The sequence below is a fragment of the Variovorax paradoxus genome (assembly GCA_016806145.1).
GTDB lineage: Bacteria > Pseudomonadota > Gammaproteobacteria > Burkholderiales > Burkholderiaceae_C > Variovorax.
This window is the reverse complement of sequence record CP063166.1, coordinates 5140555-5157843: the sequence shown is the minus strand read 5'-3', so window position 1 is coordinate 5157843 and position 17289 is coordinate 5140555. Positions and strand designations below refer to the sequence as shown.

Annotated in this window: 16 protein-coding genes; 4 read left to right on the top strand and 12 right to left on the bottom strand. The window is 70.0% G+C overall.

Annotated elements, in window-relative coordinates:
• Nucleotides 1-33 precede the first annotated feature (33 nt).
• Together INQ48_23985 and INQ48_23980 are read right to left on the bottom strand one after the other, a co-directional pair.
• Complete coding sequence (locus INQ48_23985) at nucleotides 34-252, bottom strand: hypothetical protein (GenBank protein ID QRF56387.1); 219 nt, start codon at nucleotides 250-252, stop codon at nucleotides 34-36.
• 410 nt (nucleotides 253-662) lie between these two features.
• Entirely contained in the window at nucleotides 663-956 is a 294-nt protein-coding gene (locus INQ48_23980) for a HigA family addiction module antidote protein (protein ID QRF56386.1), read from the bottom strand.
• A gap of 108 nt (nucleotides 957-1064) precedes the next feature.
• Here INQ48_23980 and INQ48_23975 point away from each other — a divergent pair, with 108 nt between their 5' ends.
• On the top strand, nucleotides 1065-1574 hold the full coding sequence (locus INQ48_23975; protein ID QRF56385.1) for a low molecular weight phosphotyrosine protein phosphatase: 510 nt from the start codon (nucleotides 1065-1067) through the stop codon (nucleotides 1572-1574).
• A 148-nt stretch (nucleotides 1575-1722) separates the two neighbouring features.
• Here INQ48_23975 and INQ48_23970 read toward each other — a convergent pair whose 3' ends face one another.
• From INQ48_23970 to INQ48_23930, 9 genes are all read right to left on the bottom strand, one after another.
• Nucleotides 1723-2139, bottom strand: a complete 417-nt coding sequence (locus INQ48_23970; protein QRF56384.1) for an acyl-CoA thioesterase — start codon at nucleotides 2137-2139, stop codon at nucleotides 1723-1725.
• A gap of 23 nt (nucleotides 2140-2162) precedes the next feature.
• On the bottom strand, nucleotides 2163-3464 hold the full coding sequence (locus tag INQ48_23965; protein ID QRF56383.1) for a TRAP transporter permease: 1302 nt from the start codon (nucleotides 3462-3464) through the stop codon (nucleotides 2163-2165).
• Nucleotides 3461-3961 carry a TRAP transporter small permease gene (locus INQ48_23960; GenBank protein QRF60866.1) on the bottom strand — a complete coding sequence of 167 codons (501 nt, stop codon included), beginning with the start codon at nucleotides 3959-3961 and terminating at the stop codon, nucleotides 3461-3463. The genes INQ48_23965 and INQ48_23960 overlap by 4 nt, the downstream gene beginning before the upstream one ends.
• Before the next feature lie 135 nt (nucleotides 3962-4096).
• The gene (locus INQ48_23955) at nucleotides 4097-5068 is read right to left on the bottom strand and encodes a TRAP transporter substrate-binding protein (protein ID QRF60865.1); all 972 of its coding nucleotides are present in this window, start codon (nucleotides 5066-5068) and stop codon (nucleotides 4097-4099) included.
• Nucleotides 5069-5228: 160 nt separating this feature from the next.
• Entirely contained in the window at nucleotides 5229-6221 is a 993-nt protein-coding gene (locus INQ48_23950) for a tripartite tricarboxylate transporter substrate binding protein (protein ID QRF56382.1), read from the bottom strand.
• A gap of 38 nt (nucleotides 6222-6259) precedes the next feature.
• Nucleotides 6260-7903 (bottom strand): indolepyruvate oxidoreductase subunit beta family protein, encoded by a 1644-nt coding sequence (locus INQ48_23945; GenBank protein ID QRF56381.1) that lies wholly within the window; start codon nucleotides 7901-7903, stop codon nucleotides 6260-6262.
• A 13-nt stretch (nucleotides 7904-7916) separates the two neighbouring features.
• Nucleotides 7917-10085: an indolepyruvate ferredoxin oxidoreductase subunit alpha gene (locus INQ48_23940; GenBank protein ID QRF56380.1), complete on the bottom strand. Its 2169-nt coding sequence runs from the start codon at nucleotides 10083-10085 to the stop codon at nucleotides 7917-7919.
• Nucleotides 10086-10191: 106 nt separating this feature from the next.
• Nucleotides 10192-10869, bottom strand: coding sequence for a c-type cytochrome (locus INQ48_23935; protein QRF56379.1), 678 nt, complete (start codon nucleotides 10867-10869; stop codon nucleotides 10192-10194).
• A 10-nt stretch (nucleotides 10870-10879) separates the two neighbouring features.
• Nucleotides 10880-12097, bottom strand: coding sequence for a PQQ-dependent sugar dehydrogenase (locus INQ48_23930; protein ID QRF56378.1), 1218 nt, complete (start codon nucleotides 12095-12097; stop codon nucleotides 10880-10882).
• A 114-nt stretch (nucleotides 12098-12211) separates the two neighbouring features.
• Here INQ48_23930 and INQ48_23925 point away from each other — a divergent pair, with 114 nt between their 5' ends.
• Nucleotides 12212-13141 carry a LysR family transcriptional regulator gene (locus tag INQ48_23925; GenBank protein QRF56377.1) on the top strand — a complete coding sequence of 310 codons (930 nt, stop codon included), beginning with the start codon at nucleotides 12212-12214 and terminating at the stop codon, nucleotides 13139-13141.
• 3 nt (nucleotides 13142-13144) lie between these two features.
• Here INQ48_23925 and INQ48_23920 read toward each other — a convergent pair whose 3' ends face one another.
• A complete protein-coding gene (locus INQ48_23920; protein QRF56376.1) occupies nucleotides 13145-14218 on the bottom strand; it encodes a LacI family DNA-binding transcriptional regulator in 1074 nt (357 codons plus the stop codon).
• 112 nt (nucleotides 14219-14330) lie between these two features.
• Between INQ48_23920 and INQ48_23915 the strand changes: the two genes are divergently transcribed.
• Both INQ48_23915 and INQ48_23910 read left to right on the top strand, forming a co-directional pair.
• On the top strand, nucleotides 14331-15368 hold the full coding sequence (locus tag INQ48_23915) for a TRAP transporter substrate-binding protein (protein ID QRF56375.1): 1038 nt from the start codon (nucleotides 14331-14333) through the stop codon (nucleotides 15366-15368).
• 9 nt (nucleotides 15369-15377) lie between these two features.
• Complete coding sequence (locus tag INQ48_23910) at nucleotides 15378-17279, top strand: TRAP transporter large permease subunit (protein ID QRF56374.1); 1902 nt, start codon at nucleotides 15378-15380, stop codon at nucleotides 17277-17279.
• Nucleotides 17280-17289: the final 10 nt, after the last annotated feature.

Here is a 17289-nt window from a genome sequence, read left to right as displayed (position 1 = left end):
CAACGGTCGGTGCGACGTGCCGGTGGACAGGCGCTACGAACGCCGCGGCTTGCGCTGGTCCGGCACCAGCAGCAGGAAGCAGCGGATGCGCCGCGTGCTCCAGAACGACGCGGACTTGTCGAGCTCCTGGTCGGCCTCGGGCTGCAGCACGTCGGCCGCGGACCGGCGCGCCGACGCGGCGCGCGCGTCGGTGTCAGGCGCGGCGGCGTGGCCGCGATGCGGGGGCTGGCGATGAAGAACGAGTTGACGCATGACAAGGCTCCTTCGACCCGTGACGGGCGAGAGGACCTCGTGGCATGGACCACGCTGGCTGGCAAAGAGACGCCAGTGACGAAACGGATGTCGGGGGAGGGAGAGCCTGCCGGGGAGGGCAGGCATCACGCCGCGGGCACGTCGGCCGCGGCGCGCAAGAAGCCTGCGCTACGGAGCCTGGTGTGCCGCGCATGCCACGGCACGCGTCTGGTCACTGATCCAACTGGCACTGTCCACGCACGAGGCTCCGAAGTGAAGATGCAGGATTGTTGCACTGCGTCATCGCGAGGGCAATATGAAATGCGTGTTTCGGGGCCTGGCGCAGGGTTTTATGGCCACGGTGTTGCGATGGCGCCTCGATGCGGCGCGGGGGCCCGGGCAGTCAGGTGGCGTTAAGCCGATGCGCTCATTCAAGCGGTCAGCGGCTCGATCTCGTCCAGCTCGTCTCCGAGTGCATCGCGCGCCTGCGCGGCGTCGTAGTCGCGCTGCAGGTTCATCCAGAACTCGTCGCTCACGCCGAACGCACGTGCCAGGCGCAGTCCGGTATCGGCCGTGATGCCGCGGGTGCCGGCGAGGATGGCGGCCACGCGCGTCTGCGGCACATGGATCGTCTTGGCGAGACGGTAGGCGGTGATGCCCATCGGCTCCAGGAACTCCGCGGCGAGGATTTCGCCGGGGTGCGGGTAGGGAACTTGGCGCGTCATGGTGTCTTCCTGCGTAGCAGATGAGGTTGAACAGGGCCTCGTCAAGCGGCGAGGCCGGCGTAATTCGGCATCCGGTGCGACAAGGTGCATCTCGGAGATGATCGGCAAATGATCCATCCTCCAGAGCCACCCCCGCAGGGGCGTCCGTTGAAGAAGCCAGCCATCTTGTTCGTCTGCACCGGCAACATCTGCCGCTCCCCCACCGCCCACGCCCTGCTCCTGCACAAGGCACGCACCGCGCACCTCGCGCTCGACGTCGACAGTGCCGCGATCTCCGACGAGGAGCGCGGCAATCCGCCCGATCCGCGCTCGGTGGCCGAGGCGCGGCGGCGCGGCATCGAGATGCCCGCGCATCGCGCGCGGCAGGTGCGGGCCTCGGACTTCGAGCGCTTCGACACCATCGTCGGCATGACCGGTCACCACTGCGCGGCATTGCGCCGCCTCGCGCCCGCGGGCACGGCGCACAGGATCCACCTGCTGACCGACTTCGCCGAGGGGCTCTCGGGCGACGTGCCCGATCCCTGGTACGGCGACCGGCAGGCCTTCGTCGAGGCCTTCGACCTGATCGAGCGCGGCGTCGACGGCCTGCTTGCGAAGCTGATGGTCGCGAGGGCCTGAGGCTGAGAGAAAAACGGGCAGCCGAACGCAAAGGGCGCGAAGGTCTCGCAGAAGTCGCGGCAGGACATCCGGAGATCGGCCGTCTCTTCCGCGACTTCTGCGCGCTCTTGTGTTTCTTCTGTGTTCGGCTGTGCGTATTCGCGCCGCGCTATTCGCAGAGCGCGCGGATCGACGGCGGCACCGGCAGCGCGCGCAGGCTGCCGTCCTCGCGCTTGCCGCCGAAGATGCGCACCTCCTCGCATTCGAGGATCGGGTCCGCGCCGCGCGTCACGCGGTAGGCCTGCACGAAGCTCTTCTCGCGCCACTCGGCGATGCGCGTCGCGATCTCGAGCGTGTCGCCGTAGCTCGCGGTCTTGACGAAGCGCGTGTGGGTGTCGACCAGCGGCGTGCCGATCACGCCGAGCGTCTTCGTGGTCTCCTCCCAGCGCGGCACGCCGCACTGGTGGAAGAAGTGGCGCGAGGCCGCGTCGATCCAGCGGAAGAAGTTCGGGAACCAGACGATGCCGGCGGGATCGCAGTCGCCGAATTCGACGCGGACGGTGTAGACGATTTCCTTGGTGCTCATGGTCTCGATTCTGCTTGCTGCCTTCATCCCATGCGCCCGGGCAGCCACAGTGCGATGGCCGGGAACGCGATCAGGATCACCAGCCGCAGGATGTCGGTCGCCACGAAGGGCAGCACGCCCTTGAAGATGGTGGTGAAGCTCACGTCCTTCACCACGCTCTTGATGACGAACACGTTCATGCCCACGGGCGGATGGATCAGCCCGAGCTCCACCGTCATCACGATGATGATGCCGAACCAGATCGGATCGAAGCCCAGGTGCACGATCACCGGATAGATGATCGGCACCGTGAGGATGATCATCGCCATCGCGTCCATCAGGCAGCCGAGCACCAGGTACATCACCATGATCAGCGCGAGCACGCCGTAGCGGCCCACGCCCAGGCCGGTGAGGAACTCGGTGAGCTTCTGCGGGCTCTGCGTGATGGTGAGGAAGTAGCCGAACAAGAGCGCGCCGATCAGCACGGTGAACACCGCCGCCGCCGTCCGCGTGGCCGACAGCAGGGCCTCGCGGATCGTCGCGCGGTCGAGCCGGCCGCGCAGCACGCCGAGGATGAAGGCGCCGCTCGCGCCCACGCCGCCGGCCTCGGTGGGCGTGAAGAAGCCGCCGTACAGCCCGCCGATCACGAACAGGAACAGCACGATCGGCGCCCACACGTTCTTGAGCTCGGCCGCGCGCTCGCTCCAGGCCCGCGCCTCGCCGCGCGGCAGCCAGCCGGGCTTGACGCGCACGATGACCACGATGGTCAGCACGTACATCAGCATCGCGAGCAGGCCCGGCACGATGCCGGCCATGAACAGCTTGCCGATGTCCTGCTGCGTGAGGATGGCGTAGACCGCGAGCACGGTCGACGGCGGCAGCATCGCGCCCAGCGTGCCGCCCGCGGCGATCACGCCGGTGGCGAAGGACTGCGGATAGCCGAAGCGCCGCATCTCGGGATAGGCCACCGACGAGAAGGTGGCGGCCGTGGCGACCGAGGAGCCGCAGATCGCCGCGAAGCCGCCGCAGGCCACCACCGTGGCCACGCCGAGGCCGCCGCGCAGGTGGCCGATCATGGAGTTGGCGGCGCGGAACAGCTCGCGGCTCACGCCCGACACCGAGACCAGCGCGCCCATCAGCATGAACATGGGGATCACGCCGAAGGTGTAGTCGGTCACGGTGCGCATCGAGGTCTGGCCCACCAGCTTGAGCGCGGGGCCGGGCCCCACGAGGTAGCTGTAGCCGGTGACGCCGACCAGCCCCATCGCCATGCCCACGGGCACGCGCAGCAGCATCAGCACGAACAGGGCGACGAAGCCCAGCAGGGCGACTGCATCGGTGCTCATTCGCTCCCCTTCTCTTCGACGTGCTCGTCATGCAGCAGTTCGGGATGGAAGATCAGCCGCCAGGTGCGCACGGCGATCAGGATCACGGCCGACACGTCGCCGGCCCAGGCCACGGCATAGAACGGCCAGGTGGGGATGTTCATGTCGTAGGTCAGCACGTTGTCGGTGTAGGTGAGCCGCACCTTGTCGAACAGCATCGCGGTCTGCACCGCCACCACCAGCAGCAGCACCAGGGTGGCGAAGATGTCGATCGCGCGGCGCATGCGCGGGCCCGCCGCGGTCCAGACCAGGTCGACCGTGATGTGGCCGCCGCGGTAGCTGGTGGCCGCGATGCCCCAGAAGATCAGGATCCCGAGCAGCATGCGGCCGAAGTCGTAGGCGTCGGGGATCGAGGTGTCGAAGAACTTGCGCAGCACCACGGCCACGAAGATGTTGAGCGCGACGATCCCCACGAAGATGGCGGCCAGCCATTCGATCGTGTTGATCACGCGGTCCATGAAGGAGATGGAGCGGGTGGACATGGAGGAGGAGTGGTTCGGAGTTCGCGAATGGGCAACCGAGACCGTTCGGGCTGAGCTTGTCGAAGCCTCGCGCAGCGCTTCGACAGGCTCGGCGTGAACGGGTGGGGGCTTCTACAGCGCCGACTTGTGCTTCGCCAGGCTCGCCTTCAGCGCGTCCATCACGGCCTTCGGATCCTCGCCCGTCTTCTTCACGCTCTCGGACCACTGCGCCTCCGACGGCGCGACCGCCTTGCGCCAGGCATCGAGCTGCTCGGCCGTGAGCTTGTAGACCTCGTGGCCCGACTGGCCCGCGATCTTGGCGCGGCCCGCGAACTCGAAGTCGGCCCAGGGCGCGGCCACCTTCTGCGCCCATTCGCTGGTGCAGTGGTCGTCGATCACCTTCTTCTGGCCAGCGGACATCGCGTCGTACTTGCCCTTGTTCATGACCCAGACGAAGGGCGTGACGTACAGCGGCACGTCCATGTGGTACTTGACCACCTTGTCGATGCCGAACAGGCCGATCGATCCCCAGGGGAAGGTGATGGCATCGGCCACGCCGCGCTCGAGCATGTCGCGCGACTCGGGCGCCGAGGCCTGCACGTTGGTGCCGCCCAGCGAGGTGATGAGCTGGCCCACGGTGCTGGTCGCGGGCCGCACCTTCATGCCCTTCACGTCGGCGGGCAGCACGATCTTCTTGCGCGAATGGAAGGTGCCGGGGTCGTGCACGAAGGCGAAGCAGTACTTCACGTCCTTCATTTCCTTGGCGGCGTAGGCGCGGTACCAGTCGTCGATGGCGGCCGAGCCCTCCTTGCCGTTGGCGAACAGGAAGGGCAGCGAGGCACCGGCCATCACCGGGAAGCGGCCCGGCTGGTAGCCGGGGTTCACGTACGAGAAGTCGGCGATGCCGTCGCGCGCCATGTCGTAGTGGTCGAAGGCCTTGCCCAGTTGTTCCGAGGGAAAGAGGATCGCGGTGATCGAGCCGTTCGAGGCCTTCTTGATGTCGTCGGCCCAGGCCTGCAGGGCCGGGTTCAGCGGATGCTGCGCGGGCACCCAGCTCGACAGCTTGATCTGCACCGGCTTGTCCTGCGCGAGCGCGGGGGCCATGGCCGATGCGGCGAGTGCCAGCGTGAGCGCGAGGGTGAAGGCGCCGGGGCGGCGATGGAAGGAAGTCTGCATGGCTTGTCTCTCTTTCGTTGTGCGTGTTGTGGATTCAGTGAGCAAGGGGTCGGGCAAGGTCTGGAGGTCCGGGTGCGCGCTCCTGGGTTCAATCCGCCGCGATGCGGCGTTCGCGGATCAGCGCGCCGAAGCGCTGCGAATCGGCCGCGGCGCGCTGCTGGAACTCGGCCGGCGTGCCGGGCACGGCCTCGCCGCCCAGGGACGCGATGCGTTCCTTCACCGCGGGCAGCGCGAGCGCGCGGTTGATCTGCGCATTGAGCTGCGTCACCACCTCGGGCGGCGTGCCGGCCGGCGCATAGAAGCCGAACACGGTGTCGGCATCGAAGCCGCGCAGGCCGGCCTCGTCGAGCGTGGGCACGTCGGGGAACAGCGGCGAGCGCTGCGGGCTGCCCACGGCCAAGAGGCGCAGCTTGCCCGCGCGCACCTGCTGCAGGCCGATGCCGGGATCGAAGGCGTAGTCGACCTGGCCCGCCAGCAGGTCCTGCAGCGCGGGCGCGGCGCCGCGGTAGGGCACGTGCAGCGCGAACAGGCCGGCCTGGCTCTTGAACATCTCGCCCGCGAGGTGCGGCGAGCTGCCGCTGCCCGGCGAGGCATACGAGAGCTTGCCGGGGTTGGCCCTGGCATAGGCGATGAAGTCGCGCACGTTGGCCGGCGGCAGCGAGGGCTTGGCGACCAGGAACACCAGCACGCGCGCCGCGGCCGCCACCGGCACCAGGTCCTTGGCCGGGTCGAAGCTCATGCGCGCATAGAGGTGCGGGTTCACCGACACCATGCCGCCCGAGCTCATCAGCAGCGTGTAGCCATCGGCCGGCGCGCGCGCCACGGCCTCGCCGCCGAGGTTGCCGTTGGCGCCGCCGCGGTTCTCGACCACCACCGGCTGCTTGAGCGCCTCCTGCAGCGGCTGCGCGATGGCACGCGCGATCTGGTCGGCCGCGCCGCCGGGCGGGAAGTTGACGATCACCTTGACCGGCTTGGCGGGCCAGGCGGTGGCGGTGTTGGCCCATGCCGGGGCGCCGGCGAGGGAGGCGAGGGCGGCGGCCAGCAGCAGCCGGCGTCGCCAGGGGAAAGCGTCGAGGGTCATGGCGTGTCTCCGGTTTCTTCTTGGGGATGCGATGGGGTTCAGGCGGGGCGCGAGGGCGTGGCGGCCGGCGGCCGCTTCATCCAGCGGATGGGCTGCGCCTGCACCGGCCGCGGCGCCGCGCCGTGCTGCGCGAGCGCGGCATCGAGCGCCTTGCCGCCTTCGTCGGCCAGCGCGGCCTCGCGCGCGGCGGCGATGGCCTCGGCGCGTGCCGGCGCGGGCATCGCCGTGCGGCCCGCGAGTTCGCCGATTAGGTGCAGCAGCGTGTGCTTGCCGCGCTCGTTGGTGCTGCCGTAGCCCTTGATGAGCCGGCCGCACAGCGCGAGCTCGCGGCCCAGCACCCAGTTCTCGCGCGCGCCGGCCTCCACGGCCGCGAGCCAGCGCTCGATCAGCGCCTGTTCCTCCGCGAAGCGGCTGCCGCGGCGGCGCAGCCAGCGCAGCGAGGCCAGCAGGCGCAGCGAGGCCATGCCCCAGACGGCATGGCTGCCCACCTGCAGCGGCAGCGCCCAGGGCTCGCGGCCGCGTGCCTGGCGCGCGCGGTCCCAGGCCGTCACGCGGCGCGCGAGCGCGCTCGGCAGCAGCGCCGCGAACTCGGCCGCGCCGGGCTTGAAGTGGTCGTAGACCTTCACGATGTCGGCCTCGCCCGCGCGCACTTCGCGGCGCACGCGCTGCGCGCGGCTGGCGCGGCCCTTGAGCGCGGCCACGCGCACGATGTCGTCGAAGGCCATCCACAGCGCGAGCCAGCGCGCGGTCTCGCGCACGATGGCGAAGCCGCGCGCGCCGGCCGGATCGGCCGTGCGCTCGGCATCGAGCACGCGCGCCAGCCGCTGCGCATAGAGCGCGGCATAGGCCTCGTCCTGGTAGTCGAGCACGCGCGCATGGCCGAGCGCCAGCAGGTCGTGCACGGCCGGCGGAAAGCGCTGCGCCAGCTCGGCGGGCAGCGCGCGCGCGGGCGGCGGCGCATCGCGGCCTTCCTCGGCCAGCACGCCGCGCACGAACGCGGCCTGGGCGCGCGGCGCGCTCACGGCCTCGAAGGCGGCCGCGAAGCCGCGCAGGCTGGCCGCGGCCGCCTTGCCGACCTTGTCGTGCGCGACGCCGCCGCGCACCGCATGTTCGTAGGCCGCGCGCTCGAACGGGAACAGCCCGCTGCCCGCGATCGCGCCGAGCATCACGGCGCTGACCACGGTGCCGGCCTCGCGCGCCATCGCTCCCATGTCGAGCACGTGGTGCTCGCGGCTGAAGGCCTTGACCACGTCGATCAGCCGCTGCGCATCGGCACGGCCGTCGCCGGGCACCATGCGCTCGGCGGTGGTGAGCACGCGCGCCGACGAGCTGATGACCAGCGTGCGCGGCGGCGCGCTCATGCCGTTGCCGATCTGGCGCGTGGTCTCGAGCAGCTCCGACGACACGATCGCATCGAGCGCGCCCGGCACGGGGCTCAGGCTGAAGACGGGCCGACGCCCGCCGAGCTCGGCCAGCGGCACCGGGAACACCTCGATGTAGTAGGTGGTGGCACCGGTGCGCTGCGCCACGCCGGGGATCGAGGTGCTCTGCGCGGCGAAGCCCGCGTGGCGCGCGGTCTCCACCAGCCATTCGGTGAGCACGCCGCCGCCTTCGCCGCCGAGGGCGCAGACGAGCAGCGTGATCGGGCGCTGCGTGGACGCCGGGGAGGAATGTCGTTCCATTGTTTGCGTCTCCTCAGGCCGGGCGCAGCGCGCGCACCACCGCGCCGCGCAGGCCATGCAGCAGCCGCTCGTGCCACTTCGGGTTCTGCACCACCTCGGCGCGGTAGAAGCTCGGGCACAGCGTGGCCGCGTGCGCGTTGGCGCCGCACAGGCCGCAGCCCACGCAGCCGTCGATCACGGTCGCCACCGGGTCGAGCTTGAGCGGATCGGGGTTGTCCTTCAGCGTGAGCGTGGGGCAGCCCGAAAGCCGGATGCAGGCATGGTCGCCGTTGCACACGTCCTCGTCCACGCCGTACTTCACGCGCACCACGCGCTCGCCGCGCTGCAGCAGGCCCGCGATCCAGGGCTTGATGCGGCGCTGCCGCTCGAGCTGGCATTCGCCCTCGGCGATCACCACCTTGAGGCCGTCGAAGTCGCTGGTCAGCGCCTCGGTCAGGGTTCGGCGCATGCGCTCCACGTCGTAGGTGGTCACGGTGCGCATCCATTGCACGCCCAGGCCCTTCAAGGTCGATTCGATGGTCTGGTTCTTGTCGACCAGGCTCTGCTGCTTGTCGACGGCGCGCTCCTTCACCTCGTCGTCGGGCGTGGAGATGATGTCCTGCGTGCCGGTGGCCGAGGTGTAGCCGTTCTTGAAGATCAGCAGCACCGCGTCGTCGCCGTTGAACAGCGCGCTCTGCACGCCGGTCAACAGGCCGTTGTGCCAGAAGCCGCCGTCGCCCATGATCGACAGCGTGCGCCGGTTCATCATCGGCGACACGCCTGCGCGGCTCGCGAGGCTCATGCCGTAGCCGAGGATCGAGTGGCCCATCGAGAACGGCTCGAAGGTGCCGAAGGCATGGCAGCCGATGTCGGCCGCGATGTGCACCGGCCCCGTGGTCTGCTGCGCGAGCTTGAGGGCCGAGAACACCGGCCGCTCGGGACAGCCCACGCAGAAGCTCGGCGGCCGGTTCGGCAGCGGCACGTCGAGCCGGCGCGCCACCGCCTCGCGGCGCTCGCGGTTGCCGGCCAACCAGGCCTGGGCCGACAGCGCCGATGCGGCCGTCTCGCCCTCGCCGACGTACTTCGCGACGAAGGCGGCGAGCCCGCCCGAGAGCACCTCCACGCCGTACTCGCCGGCCGAGGGCAGCAGGTCCTTGCCGTGCAGCGGCGTCTGGATGTCGCGCCGGCGCAGCAGGGTCGCGATGTCCTGCTCGATGTACTCGGGCTGGCCTTCCTCCACCACCAGCACCGCGCGTTTGCCGAGGCAGAAGTCGGCCAGCTGCTCGGGCACCAGCGGATAGGTGACGTTGAGCACCAGGATCGGGATCTCGCTCTCGCCGAAGGCATCGGCCAGCCCCTGCTGCTGCAGGCCGCGGATCAGCGCGTTGTACAGGCCGCCCTGCACCACGATGCCGAGCTCGGCATGGCGCCCGCCCGGCATCAGCTCGTTGAGCCCCTGGGCCACGATGTGGCGGCGCGCGGCCGGAATGCGCTCGTCGCCCTTGAGCTTCTCGTGGCGGAAGGTCACGGGCGGATGGGCGAGCCGCATGTAGTCGAAGCCCGCGGGGTCGGTCATGAGCGCGCGCGTCGACACGGCGGGCGCGCGGTTGTCCTTGCACGCGAAGCTGCCGCGCACGTGGCAGGTGCGGATGCGCAGTTCCATCAGGCAGGGCATGTTCGAGCTCTCCGAGAGCTGGAATCCCTGCTCGACCATGCGCACCATCACGGCCAGGTCGGGCCGCGGGTCGAGCAGGCACATGCTCGACTTGAGCGCATAGGCATGGGTGCGCTCCTGGATCACGCTGGCGCCTTCGCCGTAGTCCTCGCCGACCACGATCAGCACGCCGCCGGTCACGCCGGGCGAGGACAGGTTCGACAGCGCATCGGCCGCCACGTTGGTGCCGACGATGGACTTCCAGGTCACGGCGCCGCGCAGCGGATAGTGGATCGAGGCACCGAGCATGGCCGCGGCCGAGGCCTCGTTCGAGCAGGCCTCCACGTGCACGCCGAGCTCGTCCATGTAGCCCTTGGCCTGCACCATCACGTCGAGCAGATGCGAGACCGGCGCGCCCTGGTAGCCGCCGACATAGGCCACGCCCGACTGCAGCAGGCCCTTGGTGATCGCGAGGATGCCCTCGCCGTGGAAGGTGTCGCCCTCGCCGAGGCGCAGCGCCTCGACTTCCTTGCTGAATGAGACTTCCAAAAGAATTCGCTCCGATGGGTTGATGCGTGAGTGGATGAAGGCATGGGCGGACGCAGGCGTCCCCGCGCCGGGTGCGGGCCGGCGTTGTTTTTTGCTGGAGGCGGCGCTATTTGCCGCCGGGCCTGGGCGGTGCGGTGGGAAAACGCGCCACGTAGTAAGCGAGGGTGTCGAGGTCTTCTGGCGCCATGCGGCCCACGGCCTCGCCCATCGCCTGTGTGTAGCCCGGGCGCTTGCCGCTGCGGAACTCCTGCAGCGTGAGCGCGAGGTACTCCTCGCGCTGGTGCGCGATGCGAGGCACCTGCTGGCCGCCGCTCAGGTCGGCGCCGTGGCAGATCACGCAGCGGTTCTCCTGCGCGAGCGCCTGGCCGCGCGCCATGCGTGCCGCGTCGGGCGGGGCAGAGGCGGCGGCCGGCGCCAGCGCGGGCAGCGTCGCGATGAAGTCGGAGAAGCCGCGCAGGTCCTCGTCCTTCATCGTCTTGGCGACCGCGGTCATGGCCTCGTTGGCGCGCCGGCCCTCGCGGAACAGGAACAGCTGCGTGATCGCGTAGAACGAATGCTGGCCCGCGAGCGAGGGCACGCCCTGCATCTCGCTGCGGCCGTCGGCGCCATGGCAGGCGGCGCACAGCGCGGCGTAGCGCTCGGCATAGACCTTGGCGCCCGATGCCGCCGCCGGCGCGGCCTTGGGCTGCGCGCCCTTGGTCGCCTGCGCGAACGCGGGCAGGGCCAGTGCCCACAGCATCGCCACCGTCGCCGCCATCGCCGCCATCGCCGTGTGCCTCGTCATCCGGCGCGCCTCACTTGCCGCCGTAGCTGATGCGGTAGATCGCACCCGCGTGGTCGTCGCTCACCAGCATCGAGCCGTCCTTGAGCACCAGGAAGTCCACCGGCCGGCCCAGGTAGGTGTTGTTCTCGACGAAGCCGGTCATGAAGGGCTCGACCTTCGCGCCGCCCTTGCCGTCGGGCCAGGCCACCGCGATGTCGGCGTACCGGGTGGTGCGGTTCCAGGGGCCGTGGCGTGCGATGAACATCGCGCCGCGGTATTTCGCCGGGAACATCTTTCCCTGATAGAAGGTCATGCCCAGCGCCGCGGCGTGCGGGCCCAGCAGCGCGGCGGGCTTGACGTAGTCGGCGCAGCTCTTGCCCCAGCCGAATTCCGAATCGAGGATGTTGCCCTGGTGGCAGTACGGATAGCCGAAGTGCTGGTCGGCCTTGGTCACCACGTTGAGCTCGTCGTTGGGCAGGTCCTCGGAGAGCCAGTCGCGCCCGTTGTCGGTGAACCAGAGGTTGCCGGTCTTCGGATCGAAGTCGAAGCCCACCGTGTTGCGCACGCCGCGCGCGATGGTCTCGATGCCGCTGCCGTCTAGGTTCATGCGGAAGATGCGCGCATGCGCGTCGTCGGGCTCGCAGAGGTTGCAGGGCGCGCCGACCGCGTAGTAGAGCTTCTCGTCGCGGATGCGCAGGTAGCGCCAGCTGTGGTCCTGGCCGCCGGGCAGCTTGTCGTAGATCACCGCCGGCTGGCCCGGGTTGTCGAGCTTGTCCTCGATGCCGTCGTAGCGCTGGATCTGCTTGTGCGTGGCGAGGTAGAGCGCGCCCTTGTGGAATTCGATGCCGGTGGCGAACTCGGTCTTGTCGACGATGGTCTTCGGCTTGCGGTCGCCCTTCTCGGCAATGGCATAGACCTTGTTGCCGACGAACAGCGTGCTCACGAACACCGTGCCCTTGGCGCCCTGGCGCAGCGAGCGCGCATCGAGCACGCCCGAGGCCCAGGTCTCGACCTTGAAGCCCGGCGGCAGCTTGAACCTGGCGGTGGGCAGCTGGTCGGCCGCGGTGGGGATGGGAAACGAAGGCACGGGCGCCAGCCGCGTGGCCGCGTCGTTCTTCGGCCGGCCCTTGGCCCAGCCGGGCTCCTCGGTGGGCGGCTGCTGGGCCCAGGCGGCGCCGGCCGCGAGGAGCAGGGAGGTTGCAAGGGTCGCGAGCACCGCTGACATCGAATGCGGACGCAGTCTGGCCATGTCGTGTCTCCTTCTCGTTGTGGTGGCGCTTTCGTCGGGGGCGGCGAATTCACGCCGGGCGCCAGTGTGCGGAGCTTGCGGCCCGGCTTCAATAAAATAAGCGAGCTAAGCGATATGAACGGCATGCATATTGAAACCATAGACCTCAACCTGCTGCGTCTCTTCGATGCCGTCTACCGCGCGCGCAGCGTGAGCCGTGCCGCCGAGTCGCTGGGGCTGACCCAGCCCGCGGCCAGCCATGGCCTGGGCCGGCTGCGGCTGCTGCTGAAGGACGCGCTGTTCACGCGCGCCCCCGGCGGCGTGGCGCCCACGCCGCGCGCCGAGCGCCTCGCGGCCGCCGTGCAGGCCGCGCTCGCGCTGCTCGAGGAGGCGCTGCACGAGCCCGCGCGTTTCGAGCCGAAGGCTTCGCGCAAGGTGTTCCGCATCCACATGAGCGACATCGGCGAGGGCCGCTTCCTGCCCGCGCTGATGGCACGGCTCGGCGAGCTCGCGCCCGGCGTGCGCGTGGAGACGCTGCCGCTCGCGCCCGGCGAGATCGCGCCCGCGCTCGACAGCGGCCGCGTCGACTTCGCCTTCGGCTTCCTGCCCAAGGTGCGCGACACGCAGCGCCTGTACCTGCTCAAGGACCGCTACATCGTGCTGCTGCGCAAGGGCCATCCGTTCGCGCGCGGCCGGCGCACCAGCCAGGCGCTGATCGAGGCGCTGCAGACGCTCGAGTACGTGGCGGTGCGCACCCATGCCGAGACCCTGCGCATCCTGCAGCTGCTGAACCTCGAGGACCGCGTTCGCCTGACCACCGAGCACTTCATGGTGCTGCCGGCGATCGTGCGCGCCACCGACCTCGCGGTGGTGATGCCGCGCAACATCGCGCGCGGCTTCGCGCAGGAGGGCGGCTACGCGATCGTCGAGCCGGCGTTTCCGCTGCGCGACTTCACGGTGTCGCTGCACTGGAGCAAGCGCTTCGAGGCCGACCCCGCGAACCGCTGGCTGCGGCAGGTGATCGCGGAGCTGTTCGCCGAGCGCGCGGGCCGCGCCGAGCGCTGAGGCTCAGGGCAGGTTCTCGCGAAAGATCACCACGCTGCGCGTCGTCTCCACCCCGCTGAGCACGTCACGCCCCTCGCGCAGGTTGGTGAAGATGCGCACGCAGCTCATCAAGGTCGCATGCGGGCTCTGCGTGATCACCGCGTCCATGCTGCCGTCGATCAGCAGCGCGCGCGTGTCGGGCGTGAGGCCGTGGCCGATGAAGGCCACCTTCTGGTCGCGCTGCGCTTCCTTGAGCGCGCGCGCCACGCCGTCGGAGGCGCCGCCGATGTTGTAGATGCCCGCGAGCTCGGGATGCTGCTCGAGCAGCGCGCGGGTCTGGCGGTAGTTCTTGTCGGCATCGTCCTGGCCCTCGCGCAGGCCCACCACCTGCAGCGGCTCGAACATCTCGTCGATCACCTGCAGGAAGCCGGCCTCGCGCTCCTGGTGCGCGCTGTAGCGCAGGCTGCCGGCGATGAGCGCGACCTTGGCGGCGCGCGCTCCGATGAAGCGGCCGATGAGGTAGCCCGCGGTGCGGCCGGCGGCGCGGTTGTCCAGCCCGATGTAGGCCGCGCGCTGCGAGTTCGCGAGGTCCGAGATCAGCGTCACCACCGGCACGCCGCGCGCGGCCAGCGCGGCCACGGCCTCGCGCACGGCCGGATGCTCGAGCGCCATCATCGCGATGCCGTCGCAGCGCCCGCCCAGGCGCAGCAGCGCGGCGGCCAGCGCCTCGGGGTTGAAGCTCTCGGTGAGCTCGGTGCGGCACACCACGTTGAACGGCGCCCAGTGCTCCTGCGCGTAGCCGACCATGTCGCCGAGCATGCGGATGAAGCGGTTGGTGCCGCTGGGCAAGAGGAACACCAGCCGAAGCGGCCGCGGCGCCAGTGCCGCGTAGAGGTCGCGCTCGGGCAGGTAGCCGAGCTCGGCGGCGGCCTTGAGCACGCGCTGCACGGTGGCGTCGCGCACGCCGGGGCGCTTGTTGAGCACGCGGTCGACGGTGGCGGTCGAGACCTGCGCGGTGCGCGCGATGTCGGCCACGGTGGCGCGTGCCGCGGTGCCATCGGCCGGCTCGGAGGATTTGTTTGAAGGGTTAACCCGCATACATCAAAAACCATCAAGCCGTAGTTTGACGGTACAGGGTGAGGCCTATATCTTCGAGGAAATTCAATCAATGATGCATCAATTCGCATCATCCAAACAACGGAGACACAGCATGGCACCGGTCACCCGCCGCAGCGCGATTCGCACCCTGTCCGCCCTTCCCGCCATCGCGGCCGTTCCGGCCGCCGGCGTGTTCTCGGCCCTGCCGCGCACGGCCCGCGCGGCGGAGTTCTCGTACAAGTACGGCAACAACCTGCCGCTGAGCCATCCGCTGAACATTCGCGCGCAGGAGGCGGCCGACCGCATCGCCAAGGAAACCAACGGCCGGGTCGAGATCAAGATCTTCCCGAACAACCAGCTCGGCGGCGACACCGACATGCTGGCCCAGGTGCGCTCGGGCGGCATCGAGTTCTTCACGCCCTCGGCGCTGGTGATCGCCACCCTGGTGCCGGTGGCCGCGATCAATGCGGTGGGCTTCGCCTTCGCCGACTACAAGCAGGTCTGGGCCGCGATGGACGGCAAGCTCGGCGCCCACGTGCGCGGCGCGATCGCCAAGTCGCGCCTCTATGCGTTCGAGAAGATGTGGGACAACGGCTTTCGCCAGACCACGAGCAGCAAGGCCGCGGTCGCCACCGCCAAGGACATGGACGGCCTGAAGATCCGCGTGCCTGTGAGCCCGCTGTCGATCTCGATGTTCAAGGGCCTGGGCGCCGCGCCCGCGAGCCTGCAGTTCAGCGAGGTCTACTCGGCGCTGCAGACGAAGATCGTCGACGCGCAGGAGAACCCGCTGCCGATCATCCAGGTCGCCAAGCTGTTCGAGGTGCAGAAGTTCTGCTCGCTCACCAACCACATCTGGGACGGCTACTGGTTCATCGCCAACGGCCGCGCCTGGGACGCGCTGCCCGCCGACCTCAAGACCGTCGTCGCGCGCGCCATCAACGAGGCCGGCCTGCAGCAGCGCGAGGACATCCGCAAGCTCAACGAGTCGGTGGTGGGCGACCTGCAGGCCAAGGGCCTGACCATCAACCGCCCGGCGGCCGACAGCTTCCGCGCCAAGCTGCGCGACTCGGGCTTCTACGGCGAGTGGAAGGGCCGCTTCGGCCCCGAGGCCTGGGCGCTGCTCGAAGAGGCCGTGGGCAAGCTGGCCTGAGCGTCACCCATGTCCTCGCACGTGCTTCCCGCCGACGCGCTCGCCCCCGGTGGCGCCGCCGCGGCCCATCCGAACGCGCTGGCGCCGCTGGCCGGCCGCCTCGACCGCTGGCTCGGCGGCACGGTGGAATCGCTGGCCGCGCTGCTGGTGCTGGCCGAGATCGTGGTGCTGTTCGCGGGCGTCACGGCGCGCTATGCCTTCCATGCGCCGCTGGTGTGGTCCGACGAGCTGGCCTCGATCCTGTTCCTGTGGCTGTCGATGCTCGGCGCCGTGGTGGCGCTGCGCCGCGGCGAGCACATGCGCATGACCGCCTTCGTGGCGCGGCTGCGGCCCGACACGCGCGCGCTGTTCGACACCTTCGCCATCACGGCCTCGGTGGCCTTCCTGGCGCTGGTGGCCTGGCCGGCCATCGACTACGCGCACGAGGAGTCCTTCGTCGTCACGCCCGCGCTCGAGATCAGCAATGCCTGGCGCGCCTCGGCCATCCCCGCGGGCATCGCGCTGATGGGGGTGGTGGCGCTGCTGCGCCTGCTGCGCGTGTGCACCGTGCGGCAGATCGCCGTGGCCGCGCTCGGCACCGTGGCGCTGGTGGCCGCCTTCTGGCTCGCGGGGCCGGTGCTGGCGCCGCTGGGCAAGCTCAACCTGCTGATCTTCTTCGTCGGCGTGGTGGCCTTCACCGTGTTCGCCGGCGTGCCGATCGCGTTCTCGTTCGCGCTCGCCACCTTCGGCTACCTGGCGCTGACCACGCGCACGCCGATGCTGGTGATGGTGGGGCGGCTCGACGAGGGCATGTCGCACCTGATCCTGCTGGCGGTGCCGCTGTTCATCTTCCTCGGCGCGCTGATCGAGATGACCGGCATGGCGCGCGCCATGATCCAGTTCCTGGCAAGCCTGCTGGGCCATGTGCGCGGCGGCCTGTCGTACGTGCTGATCGGCGCCATGTACCTGATCTCGGGCATCTCGGGCTCGAAGATCGCCGACATGGCGGCCATCGCGCCGGTGCTGTTCCCCGAGATGACCAAGCGCGGCGCCAAGCCCGGCGACCTGGTGGCGCTGCTGTCGGCCACGGGCGCGCAGACGGAGACCATCCCGCCTTCGATCGTGCTGATCACCATCGGCTCGGTCACCGGCATCTCGATCGCGGCGCTGTTCACCGGCGGCCTGATGCCCGCGGTGGTGCTCGGCGCCATGCTCTGCGTGGTGGTCTGGTGGCGCTACCGCCGCGAGGACCTGAGCCAGGTGAAGCGCCACGGCGCGCGCGAGATCGGCAAGCTGCTGGGGGTCGCGCTGCCCGCGGTGCTGCTGCCCTTCGTGATCCGCGCCGCGGTGGTCGAGGGCGTGGCCACGGCCACCGAGGTCTCGACCATCGGCATCGTCTATTCGGCGCTGGTCGGCCTCTTGATCTACCGCCAGTTCGACTGGCGCCGGCTGCGCCCGATGCTGGTCGAGACCGCGTCGCTCTCGGGCGCGATCATCTTCATCGTCGGCTGCGCCACCGCCATGGCCTGGGGACTCACGCAGTCGGGCTTCTCGCAGGACCTCGCGAAGCTCATGGCCGGCATACCGGGCGGCGCCTATGGCTTCCTCGCGGTCTCGATCGTGGCCTTCATCGTGCTGGGCAGCGTGCTCGAGGGCATTCCGGCCATCGTGCTGTTCGGCCCGCTCCTGTTCCCGATCGCCAAGGCGGCCGGCGTGCACGAGGTGCACTACGCCATGGTCGTGATCTTCGCGATGGGCATCGGCCTGTTCGCGCCGCCCTTCGGCGTCGGCTACTACGGCGCCTGCGCCGTCAGCAAGGTCGATCCCGACGAGGGCATCCGCCACATCTGGGGCTACATGGCCGCGCTGCTCGCGGGGCTGGTGCTGGTCGCCGCGATCCCGTGGTTCTCCACCGGTTTTCTCAAAGTCTGACAACAACACG